Source organism: Brevundimonas vesicularis, from assembly GCF_900445985.1.
In the GTDB taxonomy this organism is placed as follows: Bacteria; Pseudomonadota; Alphaproteobacteria; order Caulobacterales; family Caulobacteraceae; genus Brevundimonas; species Brevundimonas vesicularis_D.
Genome location: NZ_UAQP01000014.1, coordinates 81,155 through 97,645, shown reverse-complemented (window position 1 = coordinate 97,645; position 16,491 = coordinate 81,155). Strand labels below are relative to the sequence as shown.

16 protein-coding genes and 1 pseudogene are annotated in these 16,491 nt (G+C 65.8%); 5 read left to right on the top strand and 12 right to left on the bottom strand.

The features are described 5' to 3' along the window. Positions 1-35: 35 nt before the first annotated feature. Genes DT343_RS09555 through DT343_RS09545 form a run of 3 tightly spaced genes read right to left on the bottom strand, consistent with a single transcriptional unit; the run spans position 36 to position 3,760 of the window. Positions 36-944 carry a DMT family transporter gene (locus DT343_RS09555; protein WP_112862713.1) on the bottom strand — a complete coding sequence of 303 codons (909 nt, stop codon included), beginning with the start codon at positions 942-944 and terminating at the stop codon, positions 36-38. A 57-nt stretch (positions 945-1,001) separates the two neighbouring features. After that, positions 1,002-3,176, bottom strand: a complete 2,175-nt coding sequence (locus DT343_RS09550) for a histidine kinase dimerization/phosphoacceptor domain -containing protein (RefSeq protein ID WP_112862712.1) — start codon at positions 3,174-3,176, stop codon at positions 1,002-1,004. Further along, positions 3,173-3,760 carry a biliverdin-producing heme oxygenase gene (locus tag DT343_RS09545; RefSeq protein WP_112862711.1) on the bottom strand — a complete coding sequence of 196 codons (588 nt, stop codon included), beginning with the start codon at positions 3,758-3,760 and terminating at the stop codon, positions 3,173-3,175. Before DT343_RS09545 ends, DT343_RS09550 begins: the two co-directional genes overlap by 4 nt. Positions 3,761-3,892: 132 nt before the next feature. Here DT343_RS09545 and DT343_RS09540 point away from each other — a divergent pair, with 132 nt between their 5' ends. Then, positions 3,893-4,669 carry a transglutaminase-like domain-containing protein gene (locus tag DT343_RS09540; protein WP_112862710.1) on the top strand — a complete coding sequence of 259 codons (777 nt, stop codon included), beginning with the start codon at positions 3,893-3,895 and terminating at the stop codon, positions 4,667-4,669. 7 nt (positions 4,670-4,676) lie between these two features. On the opposite strand, the gene DT343_RS09535 is transcribed toward DT343_RS09540, so the two are convergent. After that, positions 4,677-6,401 (bottom strand): M1 family metallopeptidase, encoded by a 1,725-nt coding sequence (locus DT343_RS09535; protein WP_112862709.1) that lies wholly within the window; start codon positions 6,399-6,401, stop codon positions 4,677-4,679. Between the two features lie 109 nt (positions 6,402-6,510). Continuing rightward, positions 6,511-6,807, bottom strand: coding sequence for a 50S ribosomal protein L28 (gene rpmB / locus DT343_RS09530; protein WP_026108540.1), 297 nt, complete (start codon positions 6,805-6,807; stop codon positions 6,511-6,513). Positions 6,808-7,042: 235 nt separating this feature from the next. Here rpmB and DT343_RS09525 point away from each other — a divergent pair, with 235 nt between their 5' ends. Further along, positions 7,043-7,522, top strand: coding sequence for a DUF3617 domain-containing protein (locus DT343_RS09525; RefSeq protein ID WP_038294089.1), 480 nt, complete (start codon positions 7,043-7,045; stop codon positions 7,520-7,522). A gap of 244 nt (positions 7,523-7,766) precedes the next feature. Here DT343_RS09525 and DT343_RS09520 read toward each other — a convergent pair whose 3' ends face one another. Together DT343_RS09520 and fdxA are read right to left on the bottom strand one after the other, a co-directional pair. Then, entirely contained in the window at positions 7,767-8,297 is a 531-nt protein-coding gene (locus DT343_RS09520) for a CarD family transcriptional regulator (protein WP_055753908.1), read from the bottom strand. Positions 8,298-8,597: 300 nt separating this feature from the next. Next, a complete protein-coding gene (fdxA, locus tag DT343_RS09515; protein WP_017505910.1) occupies positions 8,598-8,939 on the bottom strand; it encodes a ferredoxin FdxA in 342 nt (113 codons plus the stop codon). A gap of 171 nt (positions 8,940-9,110) precedes the next feature. On the opposite strand from fdxA, the gene DT343_RS09510 reads away from it, so the two are divergent. Further along, positions 9,111-9,737, top strand: a complete 627-nt coding sequence (locus DT343_RS09510) for a YceI family protein (protein ID WP_112862708.1) — start codon at positions 9,111-9,113, stop codon at positions 9,735-9,737. 71 nt (positions 9,738-9,808) lie between these two features. Here DT343_RS09510 and DT343_RS09505 read toward each other — a convergent pair whose 3' ends face one another. From DT343_RS09505 to DT343_RS09490, 4 genes are read right to left on the bottom strand one after another with little or no spacing between them, the layout of a single operon-like run. Further along, on the bottom strand, positions 9,809-10,084 hold the full coding sequence (locus DT343_RS09505) for an RNA-binding S4 domain-containing protein (RefSeq protein ID WP_039246231.1): 276 nt from the start codon (positions 10,082-10,084) through the stop codon (positions 9,809-9,811). Next, a complete protein-coding gene (locus DT343_RS09500) occupies positions 10,081-12,570 on the bottom strand; it encodes a helicase-related protein (RefSeq protein ID WP_112862707.1) in 2,490 nt (829 codons plus the stop codon). The genes DT343_RS09505 and DT343_RS09500 overlap by 4 nt, the downstream gene beginning before the upstream one ends. A gap of 34 nt (positions 12,571-12,604) precedes the next feature. Beyond that, a complete protein-coding gene (locus DT343_RS09495) occupies positions 12,605-13,216 on the bottom strand; it encodes a response regulator transcription factor (protein WP_112862706.1) in 612 nt (203 codons plus the stop codon). Next, complete coding sequence (locus tag DT343_RS09490; RefSeq protein WP_220116660.1) at positions 13,213-14,292, bottom strand: sensor histidine kinase; 1,080 nt, start codon at positions 14,290-14,292, stop codon at positions 13,213-13,215. The genes DT343_RS09495 and DT343_RS09490 overlap by 4 nt, the downstream gene beginning before the upstream one ends. Before the next feature lie 101 nt (positions 14,293-14,393). Here DT343_RS09490 and DT343_RS09485 point away from each other — a divergent pair. Beyond that, positions 14,394-15,163 (top strand): annotated as a pseudogene (locus DT343_RS09485) (IS5 family transposase). On the opposite strand, the gene DT343_RS09480 reads toward DT343_RS09485, so the two are convergent. Then, positions 15,122-15,370 carry a hypothetical protein gene (locus DT343_RS09480; protein ID WP_181669170.1) on the bottom strand — a complete coding sequence of 83 codons (249 nt, stop codon included), beginning with the start codon at positions 15,368-15,370 and terminating at the stop codon, positions 15,122-15,124. The pseudogene DT343_RS09485 and the gene DT343_RS09480 sit on opposite strands and share 42 nt — an antisense overlap. Positions 15,371-15,813: 443 nt before the next feature. Here DT343_RS09480 and DT343_RS09475 point away from each other — a divergent pair, with 443 nt between their 5' ends. Then, complete coding sequence (locus tag DT343_RS09475) at positions 15,814-16,491, top strand: TorF family putative porin (protein ID WP_112862705.1); 678 nt, start codon at positions 15,814-15,816, stop codon at positions 16,489-16,491.

The window sequence follows — 16,491 nt, the reverse complement described above, 5'->3', positions numbered from 1 at the left end:
GCGGGAGTTTCTCCCGCGCCCGTTTTCTTTTTTGGCTACCGCGCTTTGCGCTGCTTGAGCCCGTCGGGCTTCGCCCTCTGCGATTGCTGCGCCAGGACGATGGCACCCAGCACCAGGGCGCCGCCCAGGGCCTGAACCGGCGTCAGGGTCTCGCCGAAGATCCACCAGCCCAGCAGGCCCGCGACAACCGGCTGGATCAGGATGGTCACGGCCGTGACCGAGGCGGGCAACTTGCCCAGTGCCCAGGCCACGCCGCCTTGGCCGAAGACGTGCATCACGCCCATTGCCACGCAGGCGGCCCAGCCGGCTGGCCCGGCGGGGATGACAGCTTCGCCCAAAGCCAGGGCGACGATCAGCAGCAGGGGCGCGCCCAGCAGGGTCGCCCAGAAGGTCACCCGCATCGCGCCGGCCGTGCGCCGCGCCGCCTGCACCGCCAGAAAATAGCCCGAGTACCAGACCGCCACCGACAGGGAGAACAGGTCGCCCAGCATGGGATTGGTCCCTTGGCCGCCATCGGCGCCCGCCGCCATGGCGAAGGCGCCGCCCATGGCCAGGGCTAGGGCTAGGATAAACAGCCGGTGCGGCCGCTCCTTCAGCACAAACCAGCCGAACAGGGTCACGACGACCGGCGTCAGGTTGCACAGCACCGTGGCGTTCGCGACCGAGGTCATGACGATGCCGTAGTGCCAGAAGCTGAGATCCAGGGCGAAGAACAGGCCCGCCAGCAGCGCCCATTTCGACGGCGCGCCGACGCCGCCCGGTTCGCGCGACGCCAGGATCGTCAGCAGGGGCAGGGCGAACAGGAACCGCCAGAAACCCGCGGCCGCCGGTCCCGTCTCGGTCAACCGCACCAGAATGGGCGCCAGGCCCAGCACACTGGCCGCGATCAGCAGAACGATCAGCGCAAAGGCGCGCGAGGAGGGACGAAACGCCATAGCGGACATGGCCCGGCTCTTACGGCGCCCTGCGACCTGACGCCACAGGCGCCGTCACGCCGCGCCTTAAACGAGCGGGTCGATCCGCGCTCGCAACACGACGCTGAGGCCCGGCGCGCGGTCTCGGTAGTCGATCGTCCCGTCCAGCTGACCGACCAGGCTCTTGATCATCATCGAGCCGAACCCCTTGCCGGCCAGATGCCCGCCGGCGCCCTCGTCCTCCACCGTCATGCGGAAGAAGGCGCCGTCTTCCTGGAAGGCGATCTGCAGCGGACCAGGCTTGCCGCCATAGGCGTAGTTCTGGGCGTTGATGATCAGTTCCGTCAGGATCAGGCCGATGGTGATGGCGCGCCCTGGCTCGATGCAGACCGGGTCCAGATCGGTTTCGATGGCGGCGGCCCAATCGGGCCCCATGCTGGAGCCCAGGTCGTCGACCAGATCCCCGATGTAGCGGCTCATGTCGATGGTGGTGACCTGGTCGCTCTGATACAGGCGGCTGTGGACCCCCGACACGGCCCGCACACGCCGTCGCGCCTCGTTCAGCGCCGACGCGGCCGGTCCGCTCGCCAGCTCGCGCGCCTGAAGGCCCAGGAAGCTGGACACCAGCGTCAGGCTGTTCTGAACCCGGTGGTTCACCTCGCGGATCAGATACTGCTGTTGCTCCAGCCGCAGGTCGCGCTCGGACAGGCGATCCTGCAGCGATCGGTTCAGCCGCCGGACCTGATGGACTGCGGCGTAGTCGGCCAGCGCGTCCCTCAGCCGGGCTGCGGACTCGACTGCGGCGGGGCCCCAACGGTGTGCGTGGCCCGAGACGGTGTCCGACCAGCTTTCGAACGAGGCGCGGGGCGTCAGAACGGCGTTGGGGCCCGTCTTCTCCGCCGTCGCGGGATTGCCGGCCCAGCGCACCGTTTCCAGCACCTCCGAACGGAACCACAGCAGCGACACCGGCTGATCCAGAGGCAGGGTCACCGCCAGCAGGCCGCTGGCGTGCGTCTTCCAGGCCTCGGCGGCCGGCAGAACCGAGGCCAGATTGTGCGACGAGACGGGGCGCAGGCCCGGGCGTCCCGCAGCCCAGGCGGCGATAACGCGTACGCCGTCTTCGGGCGGTGTATGGCCAAAGGTCTGGATGTCGCCGTCGCTGACGATGGCCAGACCGTCCGCGCCGGTCAGCTGCATCAGGGCGTCGGCCTTTTCAGCCAGCGCCTCTCGCATCGGCCGGTCTGGCGACAGCCGCGAAAGAAGTTCGTCCTCCATCCGACGCAGGCGCGTCCGCTCGCGATACAGGTCGGCGTCGCTCCGGGACTTCAGCTGTCGCGCGAGATTGCGCGCCAGAGCCGTGCAGCCCACGCGCAGCTCATAGGGCAGCAGTTTGGGCGACGCGTTGTGGCAGGCCACCAAGCCCCACAGGGCGTCATCGACGATGATCGACACGGACGCGGAGGCCCGAACGTCCATGTTGCGCAGATATTGCAGATGGATCGGGGACACTGAGCGCAGGCCGCTGTCACTCATGTCCAGCGGCGCCTCGCCGGGCGCAATGGGGCGCAGGGGCTGGGGCGTATAGCGGCTGTCCGGAATGACCCGCACAGGGTTGCGCAGATAAAGGGCGCGCGCCTGCTGGGGGATGTCGGTCGCGGGGAAATGGTGGTTCAGGAAGGAGCCGGACCCATCGGCGCGGCTTTCGGCGACAACCTGACCCGCCTCGTCGTCCTGAAAGCGATAGATCATCACCCGGTCGAAACCGGTCAGGCGTCGGAAGGCGTCCGCCGCCCGCTCGCACACCGTCTGGATCGTCACCGCCCGTTCCAGCGCGACGCCTGCGGCGTCCAGGTTGGCGATCAGATCGACGCCGAGCCGGGCCTGCTGCGAGCTCTGCTCGACCTCGATGATCATCAGATCGTTGATCGTGCCGGACGTCGTTCCCGGCGCGCGGTGCACCACGACGTCGTATTCCAGACGATTGGTCGCGCGCCAGCGACAGGCGAAGCCGGCCTCCTGATGCGCGGCCATGGCGCGCACGGCCCGGTCGGCGACATCGCCCAGCACGTCGGCGACGGTGCGATCGATCCAGACCTTACGGCCCGTCAGATCCTCGATCGCGCCCGCCCCCTGGCGAATGGTCAGGGATTGCAGATCCAGCACCAGCATGAAGCCGTGCGGCTGGATCGATTGAGGAATGTGGATCGGCTCGCGATCGCACTCGTTCAGCGCGGCGTCGGCCAGGTCAAGCGTCTCGGTCATGCCGCGGCCTCCTGCGGCGGGGGTTGCAAGGTGCGGTGGGCGAAGGCGAACCCGTCGACGCCGCCCTTAACAATCTGTTCGACGGTGGCGCGACCGCTGACGCAGGCCCGGTCCAGCAAGTCCATGAAGGCGCGCCAGCGTGCGCCGGTTTCTTCGCCATAGGGATCCAAGAAGCCGAGGCCGTCCAGATCGCGACCTTCGGCGGCCAGCCGGCGCCGAATGATGCGACCGCCCAGCATCGACCCTTCGGCCACATAGACCCAGCCCAAGGCCTCTCCAGCGGAAGCCGGCGCAGCCGGGTGAGCCGGCGGGGGAACGCGCTGGCCCAGTATCGTCAGGTCCTGGGCGATCCCTTGCGCACGTGATCGCGGTTCGAAGCCAGCGCCCAGTTCGGCGTTCAACCCCGCCGCCAGCGGATGACTGAGCGGCTCCAGTCCGGCATGGAAGCGGTAAAAGGCTGCTACGGTCGCCGCCCGCGTGGCGTGATCTGACAGACGCGGCTCGATCCGGGCCTGGACTTCCAGGGTCTCGTGGGCTGGGGCGGTGGCTTCCCGAAGAGCGAGAAGGGCAGGGGAAGCGATCATGGGGCTCAGATTAACACATTGTCTTGTCTTGTCGATTTGCACAGGCCAGAAGGCGCGGACCGCCACGGAACGGCCCAGACCGCGTGGCGTTCACCAGCAACCTTCTCATCTCCCTTTGATCGGCAGATTTTCATGAAACTGCGCGTCCGCGCCGAACTCGTCTATCGTTTCGATCCGCCGACGGACGCCATCTACAAGATCCAGGTCGCCCACTGGCCGGGCCAGGACATTCTGGAAGAGACCCTGACCTTCGACCCGCCGGTCGATTTCCATGAGGACGAGGACGTCGACTTCGGCGCCCGCACCCTGCGTTGCCATGTCGAGGGCGAGATCAAGCTGACCTATGAGGCGGTGGTCGAGAACGGCGTGTTGAAGGGCCTGCCGCCCAGCGTATCCCAGCATGACTGGGGCGAGCTGCCCGCCGAGGTCCTGCCCTATCTCCAGCCCAGCCGCTATTGCCCGTCGGATCAGTTCGGCCGCTTCGTGACGCGCGAGTTCGGCGACACGGCGGGCGGCGCACGGGTGCTGGCGATCCTGAACTGGATCACCGAGAACGTCGATTATGAGCACGGCGTGTCGGACACCGAAACTACGGCGGCGCGCACCTTTATCGACCGGGCCGGCGTGTGCCGCGACTTCACCCATCTGGGCATGGCCCTGTGCCGGGCGTCGGGCATTCCGGCGCGTGCGGTCAGCGCCTTCGCCCACCAACTCAGTCCGCCCGACTTCCACGCCATATTCGAGGTCTGGCTGGACAACGGCTGGTGGCTGGTCGACCCGACGGGCCTGGCGCCGGTCGAAGGCCTGGTGCGGATCGCCTGCGGGCGCGATGCGGCGGACATCGCCTTCCTGACGACGCAGGAGCGCTGTCAGATGGTGCGCCAGTCGGTGACGGTGGCGGCGGCCTGACCCGTCGCTACTTCGGCTTCTGCGCCGCCTTGTAGGCCTGAAGCGCGTCGATCACGTCCATCTGGCGCAGCACCTTGTTCTGCGGATCGATCAGGACATGGGCGCCGGCCGGAACCGCGATCTGGCCGCGCCCGCCCGTCATGGCCACGATCTGAACGCGCCCGTCGATCTCGACCTCCAGCGGCATGGGGAAGGTGCCGCCATCGCCCGTCGTCCACTCCAGCTTCAGCACATCGCCCTCACGGGTCTGGTTCAGAACCGGCAGGGCGGCGTTGTAGAGATAGCCGCGGAAGAACCAGCCGTAGTCCTGGCCCGTGACGTCGTTGATGATCGCGAGGAAGTCGCCGGTGGACCGGTACAGCGGCGCGAAGTTGCCCGGCCGGGGGTCGGGTCGGCCATAGACCAGACGCGTGAGCGCGTCGTGGAAGGCCGCGTCGCCGATCAGCATGCGAAGCGAATGACTGATCAGCGAGCCTTTGTTGTAGATGTCGAGGCCCGGCCCGACGTCGCCTTTGTAGACCTCGTCTTCGGTCTTGGGCGTGCCTGAAACGACGGGATATTTGTTGAGCAAACCCTCGCGCTGATTGGCCAGTTCGCGCTGCATATAGCGGTCGCCCAGCAACCACCGCGCATAGAGCGGCTGCATATAGCTGCCCAATCCCTCGTGCAGCCACATGTCGTCGGCGTTCTGATTGGTCAGCTGATTGCCGAACCATTCGTGGGCGAACTCGTGCTGCAACAGCCAGTCATAGCCCCGCCCGTCGATCTTGTAGCCGTTGCCGTAGGCGTTGATGGTCTGGTGCTCCATGCCCAGGTGCGGGGTCTCGACCACCCCCATCTTCTCGTCGCCGAAGGGGAAGGGGCCGACGGTGGCTTCGAAGAAGTCCAGCATCTTGGGGAACTGGGCGAACAGGCCCTGGACCTGTTCGGGCGTGTCCGATTTCAGATGCCAGTAGCGCATCGGGATCGTGTTGCCGAACCGGCTGGCGTAGTCGCCCGACACCTCTTCATAGGGCCCGACGTTCAGCGCGATGGCGTAGGTGTTGGGCGATTTCGCCGACCAGTTCCAAGTGGTCCAGCCGTCGCCGTGATCGACCTTGCCCAGGAAGCGGCCATTGGACGGCGCCGACAGGGTCGACGGGACGGTGATGTGCAGATCGACCCGGCCCGGTTCGCCATGCGGGCTGTCGATGCAGGGCCAGAAGATGTCGCAGCCCTCGCCCTGAACCGCCGTGGCGATCCACGGCTCACCCGACGGCGCGGTGGACCAGACGAAGCCGCCGTCCCACGGTGCACGGGGCGCCACGCGCGGCTGGCCGGCGTAGGCGACGCGCAGGGCTGCCGACCGGCCCGTGGCCAGGGTCTCTGGCAGCTGCACCGTCAGCCGGCCTTCGGGGTTGGACCAGCGATCGACGGCGACTTCGACCCCGTCGATCTGGACCGAGGAAATCGTCAGCAGCGCATCCAGTTCGACGACCAGAGCGGTCAGGGGCGCCTTGGCGGTGAAGTCCAGCACGGCGACCGCGTCGATGGCCTTGTCTTCGGGCAGGACCTTGATCGACAAATCGGCCTTGTCGAACTGCATCGCCTGCTGTTCCGGCGTCAGCGGCTGATCGGTGGCCAGGGTGAAGGCGGTCGATTCACGCGGCGTCGGTGCCGGCTGGGCGACGGTGGCGCAGGCCGACAGCGTCAGGGCGCTGGCTGCGGCCAAAAGCAAAATCTTGATGCGCATGAACCGCTCCCCGTCTGAGGCGACAGGCTAGCGCGAGCGGGCAATGGCGCAAAGAAAAAGGCCGGTGTTTCCACCGGCCTCTTCCAGAACTCTATGTCGCGGTCGCCGATCAGGCGGCGGCTTGTTCGGCCAGCTTGGCGCGAATCTGGCGCTTGATGCGCTGAGCGGCGATCGACAGCTGCTCGTCGCGGGCCTTGACGATGAAGACGTCCAGGCCACCCTTGTAGTCCAGGGTGCGCAGCGCAGCGTTCGAGATGCGCAGGCTGAACGTCTGGCCCAGGGCTTCCGACGTGACCTTGACCGTCTTCAGCGACGGCAGGAAGCGGCGCTTGGTCTTGATGTTCGAGTGGCTCACGTTGTGGCCGACCATGGGGCCGATACCGGTGAGTTCGCAACGACGCGACATCGTCAGATCCTTAAGGTGCGGCGTCCAGCCCGAGCGTGGGAGAGGACGCATGAAACAGTTGCGCGCGGGAACCAGCCCGCGCGAGAGGGGGCCGTATAAAGGAAGAGGCGGTTCGGCGTCAAGCCGCGTCTGGACCCATCGTCCCCATGCCTCGTTCAGCCGTCATTCAAATGCCGCCCTGTATGGCCCATATGATGACGACCCCAAAAGAGACCAAGCAGAACAGAAGGCTTCCATGTCCCGTCCGTCCTTGATCGACCGTCTGCCCAAGCGCGCGCTCGCCGTCCTGGCCCCGGTGATGGCCGGCGGCTTCATGCTGGCCTCGCCCGCCATCGCCCCGGCCCAGACTGCCGCTCAGTCCGAAGTCCTGCCCGGCTACTGGGAATACACCACCAGCGCGGTGGGTCAGCGCGACACCGAGCAGAAGTGCGTGCGGCCCAGCGAGATCAACCGATTCTTCGGCGGCCTGTCGACCAACAAGTGGCGCTGCACCTATCCGACCCGCGTGGTCGGCAACGGCAACGCCCGCTTCGAGGGAACCTGCCAGGACCGCAAGGGCCGTCGCATCGCTGTTCGCCTAAATGGGACCTACACGGAAACCAGCTTCAGCTTCCGCGGCGGCGCCCAGATCGTGCGGGGCACCCCCTATATCCCCGCCAGCATCACCGCGCGGCGCATCAGCGCTCAGTGCCCGGCCAACGCCGAATATTTCTGACGGCGGCAGCAGCGCTTCCCATTTCGTCATTCCGGGGCTGAGCGGAGCGAAGAACCCGGAACCCAGGGCCGCACGCGCATTGCCGGATCCGTTTAAAGCCTGATGCATGCCTCCTGGGTTCCGGGTTCGTCCTTCGGACGCCCCGGAATGACGCGAGCAGGCTGAGTGTCGATTGAGACGAGGCAGAAACAAAAAAAGGCCCCGGATCGCTCCGGGGCCTTTTCTTTTGTCCGAAACTCGAAGCTTAGGCGGCTTCGGCGGTCGGGATCGGCTTTTTGGCGCTGAGCGACTTGGCGAGCAGCTCGACGGCGGCGTCCTTGTCGATCTTGTTGGCGGCGGCGACTTCTCGCGCCATGCGGTCAAGGGCCGATTCATAGAGCTGGCGCTCCGAATAGGACTGTTCCGGCTGGGTGTCGGCGCGGTGCAGATCGCGAACCACTTCGGCGATGGAGATTAGGTCGCCCGAGTTGATTTTGGCTTCGTATTCCTGGGCGCGACGTGACCACATGGTGCGCTTGATGCGCGCGCGGCCCTTCAGGGTGGTCAGGGCCTTGGTCACGACGTCGTCGGCGGCCAGCGAACGCAGACCGGCCGTGACGGCCTTCTTGGTCGGGACGCGCAGGGTCATCTTCTCGTGGTCGAAGGTCACGACATAGACCTCCAGCGACATGCCCGCGACTTCCTGGGTCTCGATCGCCGCCACCTTGCCGACGCCGTGCGCCGGATAGACGACCGCGTCGCCAACCTTGAACTCCAGACCAGTCTTGCTCGTCATAATCGTCCTTTCCCGGTCAGGGCCGGGCGAAACGAAGGCGCAGGAAACGCAAACAGGATCTCACCCGCCGGATCGCTCCGTCGGAGGGGATGATGTTGGGCGTCAAAAGCGGAAACGGATCACCAAACCTCTGGCCGATCCCGTCTAGGGCGGGATTCTGTCGCAAACACGGGCGGCGCGAAGATTTCGCGGACCGCCCGATCCAATGAAACAGAACCTATCACAAATCTGCGGAATTTCAAAACGTCCACAGGGCGGACGTGCAAATACGGCAAGGCTTGAGCGCCGCCAGTCCTTAAATCAGGAACCCTTGCCCGGCTTAGGGCTGAAGTATTTCTCGTATTTGCCGGTTTCGCGCTCGTACTGCTCACGATCGGCGGGGGGCGTGCCCTTGACGGTGATGTTGGGCCAGACCTTGGCGTATTCGGCGTTGACCTGAAGCCATTTGCCGTCCGGCTCGTCCTCGGTGTCCGGCACGATGGCGTCGACCGGGCATTCCGGTTCGCACACGCCGCAGTCGATGCATTCGTCGGGCGCGATCACCAGGAAGTTCTCGCCCTCGTAGAAGCAGTCCACCGGACACACTTCAACGCAGTCCATGAACTTACATTTCACGCAGGCGTCGGTGACGATGTAGGTCATTGGGCGAAAAACGGGTGTCGGTCTGTGGGCGGGAGGCCTGCGACATGGCGGCCACGCAACCAACTGTCAACAGCGCGGCTTAAGGCGAGAGCCATTCGCAGCGCCTTGACAGAACAGCGCCTAATCGCAACTGTATTGATTGCATATCCGCCCCATCGACAGGAACTCCCCATGCGCACCCCCTTCATGAAATACGCCGTCGTCGGCGCGGCCGCCCTAAGCCTGATCGCAGGCGGCGCGGTCGTGGCTCAGGCCGCTCTGACCAAGAACCCCGCCGAAGTCACCGCCGGGACCTACGATCTGGAATCCAGCCACGGCAAGATCACCTGGTCGGTCAATCACTTCGGCCTGTCGACCTATACGGGCCAGTTCGTGAACGTGAAGGCGGTGCTGAAGCTGGATCCGGCCAACCCGTCGGCCTCGACCCTGACCGCGACGATCCCGCTGACCGACGTGGCGCCCAACGACGACCGTCTGAAGGCCCACCTGCAAACCGCCGACTTCTTCGACACCGCCCAATACCCGACCGCGACCTTCGTCTCGCGCTCGGTCACGGTCGACGCCGATGACGCCAACGAGGCGACCGTGGTCGGCGATCTGACCCTGAAGGGCGTGACCAAGCCCGTCACCATCGAGGTCGAGTTCAACGGCGCCGGAACCGTCATGGGTGCCTACAAGGCCGGCTTCGACGGCGAAGCGACCATCAAACGCTCGGACTTCGGCATCAACTACGCCCTGCCGGCCGTTTCCGACGAGGTGAAGCTGCACATCGAAGGCGAGTTCGTCATTCAGAAGTAGGGCTTACCGCGCTGCGCGCGACTTGAGGCCGTTCTTTTGAGCCTACCGCGCTTCGCGCTACTTGAGGCAATTTATACCGTAAGCGAATACAGGGCGCGGGCCTCTTCGGCAGGCCCGCGCCTTTCGCCCAGCCCTTCGACCTTCAGGCTGGTGACGCGTCCGTTCTGGGCGAAGGTCAGCAGGTCGCCGACGTGAACGCACCGGCTGGGCTTGTCGAGACGCGTCTCGCGCCCCTGATGCGTCAGCCGCACCGCCCCCCGCTCCACCAGACCGGCCGCCAGGCCGCGCGTCTTCACGAACCGCGCGCGCCATAGCCAGATGTCGATGCGACAGGCGTTCTCGTTCAAGCCTTCGCCTTTCGACGCGGGCGACGACGCTTGGGCCGCGCGGGCGGCGCCTCCGTCAGGGCGGCGAGGGCGGCGAAGGGCGAGTCCTTGACGATCTTGGGCGCTGCGCCCGGCTTGTCGGGCAGGCGGGCGCGTTCGACCTTCAGGGCGGCGATGATCTGTTTGGCCTGATCGGCGCGCCAGCCCAGATCGGTCAGGGCCTCGTCGGACAGCCGGCCGTGATTGGCGGCCCGCAGCTCGGCCATCTTCTCCAGCGTCTCGACCGGCACCAGCCACCGTCCCGCCAATCGCAATCCGTGCGCGGACAACAGCCGCGCCGACGGCGGCTCCACCGGCGCGGGGATCAGATCGGGCGTCGCCGGAATCAACGGCGCGGCGACGAAGGCCTGGGCGAAATGGCGGGCGCGCGGCTTCTGAAGACCGGGCAGCCAAACCGAATGCGCCCCGATGCGGATGGCGAAACTGCGCAGCGTACGGCGCTCGACCTGGCTCAGCGCAGCCAGATCGCGCTCGACCTCGCGCCGGTCGATCACGCCGCCGGCCTCGATCAGGCGAAAGGCGATGCCGCGCGGAAGGCCCTTCAATGTCCCCGCCTCCACCGCCTGACGCAGCCGTCGCAGATCGCGCAGCGCACGGCCCGCTTCCGCCGCCAGCCACGCCTCGATCCGGCGCTGGGCGCGCTCGCGGGCGGGCGTCGGTCCCAAGTCGCCCAGCAGGCGCACGGAGGGCGTGAACGGATCGACCCCCTGCGGCGTCGCGTTGATCTGCGCCGTCAGCACGCCGCGCCACAGCACCGCCCCGTCCGGCGTGACCGAAAACCCGTCATCTGTCTCGGCCGCCAGACGTCCCAGCCGTCGGTTGATCTCGGGCGTCACCGCACGCACGGCCGCCTGACGCAGGGTGCGGTCTTCCAGGGCCGACGAACCCTTCTCCATCTGGAAACGCACGCCTTCCAGTTGGCCGACGACCTGTCCCTCGACCGTGACCTCGCCGTCTTCGGCGACGCCTGCAAACGTGTCTTCGCGCACGTTCAACGCTCGCATCAGGGCGGTGGTGCGGCGATCCACGAACCGGGCGGTCAGCCGCTCGTGCAGCACGTCGGACAGCCGATCTTCCAGCGCGCGGGTCTTGTCGCGCCAGCCTTGCGCATCGTGGACCCAGTCCGGCCGGTTGGCGATGTAGGACAGGGTGCGCACCGCCGACAGCCGCGCTGACAGCTGGTCGATCTGACCGTCGTCACGATCCACGAAGGCGAAGCGCGGCGCCATCCAGTCGTCGGTCAGCCGGCCCCGCTTGCCGGTCAGGGCGTGGAAGACGTCCTTGGCCAACCGGGCGTGTTCATCCAGCGTCGTCTTCTGGAAGTCGGGCAACTGGCACGCCTCCCACAGACGCATGACCGCCCCGCGCGAGCGCCCGACGCGCGCGATCTCCTCGTCCTTGATCAGACGCCGCAGCAGGGTCTCGTCCAGCGCCTCCGCCGTCAGGCTCAGCCCCGATCGCTGGGGCGTCACCGTCAGCGAGCGCAGCAGATCGGGCAGGGTGTCGAAATCCAGCCGGGCGTTCCGCCACTCCGCCGCCTCGATCGGATCGAACCGATGCTCAACCACCTGTTCGACCAGATCGGGGTCAAGATCCTCGGCCTCGGCCGTGACGCCGAAGGTGCCGTCGCGCAGATGTCGGCCCGCCCGCCCGGCGATCTGGCCGATCTCATGGGCGTAAAGCCAGCGGGTGCGCCGCCCGTCGAACTTCCTCAAGCCCGCAAAGGCGACATGGTCCACATCCATGTTCAGCCCCATGCCGATGGCGTCGGTGGCGACCAGGAAATCGACCTCGCCCGACTGATACAGCGCCACCTGGGCGTTGCGGGTGCGGGGGGACAGGCTGCCCATCACCACGGCCGCGCCTCCGCGCTGACGCCGGATCAGTTCGGCGATGGCGTAGACCCGGTCGGTCGAGAAGGCGACGATGGCGCTGCGGCGGGGCAGGCGGGTCAGCTTCTTGGACCCCGCATAGGACAAGGTGGACAGCCGGTCGCGCGTCACGATCTCCACGTCCGGGACAAGGCGGCGGATCAGCGGCTCCATGGTGCCGGCGCCCAGGAACATCGTCTCGAACCGGCCGCGCGCGTGCAGTAGCCGCTGGGTGAAGACGTGGCCGCGTTCGGGGTCGGCGACCAGCTGGATTTCGTCGATGGCCAGAAACTCGACCGATCGCTCCAGCGGCATGGCCTCGACGGTGCAGACGAAATAGTGTGGGCGCGGCGGGACGATCTTTTCCTCGCCCGTAATCAGGGCGACGGCCGCCGCGCCGCGCTGTTTGACGATCCGCTCATAGATCTCGCGCGCCAGCAGCCGCAGCGGCAGGCCGATCATGCCCGAGGCGTGACCCAGCATCCGCTCGACCGCCAGATGGGTCTTGCCGGTGTTGGTGGGCCCCAGGACCGCAGTCACGCGGGACGGGGCGAGGCCTGCGGACCGGTCGCTCATGTCGCGACTAAGGTGGCGACGAATCTCGTCCGGCTCAAGCGTCGCCGGCGCGCATTCCGATCCGGACCAGGGTGGACAGGTTCGCGGCCTGCATTTTCGTCATCACCTTGGCGCGAAAGATTTCCACCGTGCGCGGGCTGATCTCCAGCCTTTGCGCGATCTCCTTGTTGGAACAGCCGTCGATCAGGGCGTCGAACACCTGCCGCTCGCGCGGGGTCAGGGTGTCCAGTCGGGCCTTGGCGTCGTCGCGCGCGATGCGTTCGGCCTCCAGACTGGTCAACGAGGCCAGGCAGCTGGAGACGGCGTCCAGTATCCGCTGTGGATCGAACGGCTTTTCGACGAAATCGACGACGCCCGCCTTCATCAGCTGAACCGCAAGCGCCACCTCGCCGTGACCCGTGATGACGATCACCGGCCAAGTGTCGCCGCGCAGGCTCTTGAGACGCCCAACGAGTTCAGAACCCTGAAGCCCCGGCATCTTCACATCGGTGATGACGCAGGCGCTCTTGTCTGAAGGCAGATTGACCAGGAAGTCGTCGGCGCTCACGAAACTGCGCGCCCGGAAACCCGCCCCCCGCAGCATCAGCACCAGAGCGTCTCGCATGAAAGGGTCGTCGTCGATGATGAAGACGGAATGTGAGCTCATGGGAGGTCGGGCTCCGTGAGGCGAGGCAGACAGAACGAGAATGTCGCTCCGCCTTGAGGATTACGGCTGACGACCAGAGCGGCCCCGTGACTTTCAACAATCGAACGCGTCACGGATAGACCCAGGCCCATGCCGCCGGGCTTGGTGGTGGTCATCGGATGGAAGATGTCGTCCATCTGCTCCGCAGGTATGCCGTCGCCGTTGTCCGAAACCGCGATTTCATAGCCATCCGATCCGTGCGAGCGTCCCGTCAGGGTGACACGTCCGCCCTCGCGTCCGATGACCGCATCCACGGCGTTGCGCACCAGATTAGCCAACGCCTGCTGAATCTGGATGCGGTCGACCAGCACCCGATCGTCGGTCTCTTCCATGTCCAGATCGACAGGGGTGTCGGTATCCTGTCCGATCAGGGCGAAGACAGGCGCAAGGTCCAGAACGATCAGCGACGCGCGTTCCTCTGTAACGGACCGAGCCCCCGTGGCGACGTGTTCGCGCATGCGACGGATGATGTCTCCCGCACGCAGCAACTGCGCCTTTGCCAACTCGATGGTCTTGGTCGGGCCGTCCGCTGCTGGCCCCAGACCTGCCAGCTCAACCTGGCTGGCATGCAGATAGACGGCGGCGGCGCTCAGCGGCTGGTTCAGTTCGTGGGCCAGTGTCGCGGCCATCTCCCCCATCGAGTTCAGACGCCAGACTTTGCTCAACCTGGCGATCAGATCTCTTTCGCTGCGCCGGATTGTTTCGGCCTCGCTGTCATCGCCCAGCGTCAGGATGATGTGCTCTGGCGAGATGTCGTCGGGCAGGACGTTGGCGTGAAGCGTCAGGGGCGGGCCGGGCAGGGGCGACGGCCCGCTCGTCCACGGGCCGGACGATGGTGCGAGAACCTCGCCGCCTTGACGGGCCTTCGTCAGGGCCGTCTCGTCAAACCCCGGCAGCAGCGACCCGAATGGCTGGGCGATCGCCGCCAGACGATCCACGCGCAACAGATTAGCGGCCGCAGGGGTCACTCGACGCGTCCGCCCCTCGCGGTCCAGAGTCACGATCGGGGTGGAAGCCACGATCGTGTCGAGCAGCATCTCGCGCACCGCTAGGTAGTGTGGACAAAGTGGATTCCCAAATCACCAGATGACTGATTCAAGGCTGCTCTTTGCGGAGAGTGGCGTTGGTTCGTGGTTTGATGTCGGACGAGGAATGGGCGTTCTTCGAGCCGTTCGTTGTCGAGAAGGGGCCGAGACGGGGGCGGCGTCCTCGTGATCACCGACGGGTGCTGGACGGAGTGTTCTGGATCGCTCGGACAGGCACGGCCTGGCGTGACCTGCACAGCCATTTCGGCGAGTGGAACTCGGTCTATCGGCAGTTCCGGCGCTGGACGCTGGCGGGGACCTGGGAGGTGATGCTGGAGGCGCTGAACGAGGCCGGCGCAGGGCATGGCAGCGTCCAGATGATCGATTCCACCATCATCCGCGCCCATCAGCACGCCGCCGGCGCGCTAAAAAAGGGGATGAGGACCAGGGTCTTGGCCGCTCTCGCGGTGGCTTCTCGACCAAGATCCATCTCCGCAGCAACGCTTTGGGCCTCCCTGTTGCGGTCACGCTGAGCGGCGGTCAGGTCTCCGATGTGAAGGGCTATGCGCCGGTCATGGACGAACCCGGCCCACAGCCTCGCGTGCTGCTCGCCGACAAGGGATACGACGCCGACTTCATCCTGGCCGACCTTGACGCCAGGGATGTCGTCGCCGTCATTCCCGCAAGGCGGAACCGCAAGGTTCAGCCCGTCATCGACGGTCATATCTACGCCCTGAGGAACCTCGTTGAGCGCTGCTTCTCAAGGCTCAAACACAGCCGCCGACTGGCGACCCGATACGACAAGACCGCCGACAGCTTCCTCGGTTTCGTCCTCGTCGCTTCAATCCGCCTGTGGGTCAGGCACTTTGTCCACACCACCTAGATCACGCGTCAGGGCGCGGGCCTGTTCCAGCGCGTCGATCAACCGACGACAGACTTCTGCGATGACCCAGGCGATGACGGCGAACAGGGCCGCATTCGTTGCGGCGTCCAGCACGTCCTCACGTTGCACCAGCCATAGATTGGCTCCTATGGCCAACAGTATCGCAAGCACCACGGCCAGTCTTCCAGCCAGCAAGGCCGTCGTCATCACCGCCGGAACAAGCGGAAGATAATAGAAATTTCCAAACCGTTCGAGAACGCTGCGAATAAGCGTCGCAATAAGCACCGTTGAACATGCGATCAAGACTCCGTTCCACCCTGTCTTTGATCGGAGGATCATCGGCGTGGCTAGGTGACCGCAGGCGAAATCAATGCGAGGTGACGTGAGCTCATGAGCATGGACGTGTTGTACCCGATCCAACGAACTTCGACACTTTTCTGACAACTTTTGTACAGGGCTTTTGGACCTACGTGAACCTACGTATTCCAAAAAATGTCCGATCCGCCGTCGTCGGTGTCGCGTGAAGCGCGGTCGGACTGCGCCATAAGCGTCGGAACGGATACGCAATCCTACATAGCGCTCGGTTCAGATTTGATATTAATCATCGCCTCATCCTTGGGCTTCAGAATGCAGAAGCTTCAGGGGTCATCATGTTTCGTTCGTCAGCCTTTTTTGTTGCCGCGGCAGTAGGCCTCGCGGCGCCGGTCACCTCCCAGGCCCAATCGTTCGGCCTCGATGTCGGTGTCGCCAGCCAGTATGTCGGCAAAGGGCTGGGCAAGAGCAATCAGGACGTTGCACCTTTCGCCAAGGCGGAAGTCGGCTTCGGCGAAGGCTACGCCAGCGTCTTCGTCTCGGACGCCGCCGGCGCTCAAGGCTACGACATGGAAATCGTCAGTATGGTCGGTTGGCGGCCGAAAGCGGGCGGCTTTTCCTTCGATCTTGGGATCATGAACCGCGACCTGCCAGGGTCGCGCGCCGGCGTCGATAACAACTACTGGGAATATCAGGCGGACGCTTCACGCAAGATGGGCCCGGTGTCGACGCGCCTGCGCGTCAACTATTCGCCCGACGGTTTCGCCGCCACGAAAGAAGCCTGGTGGCTGGAGTTGCAAGGCACGGTCGCCGTCGCCGCCAAGACAAAGGTTTCGGCCGCCGTCGCCAATCGGATGGCCGACGGCGGGGTCGATTACAATGCCTGGAACATCGGCGCCAAACACAAGCTGACCGACGCCCTGGCCGTCGATCTGCGCTGGTACGACACCGACCGCCACAGTGTCGGCGAGCCCTACGAGGGCCGCCTTGTCGCCGCCGCCACCTATTCGTTCTGA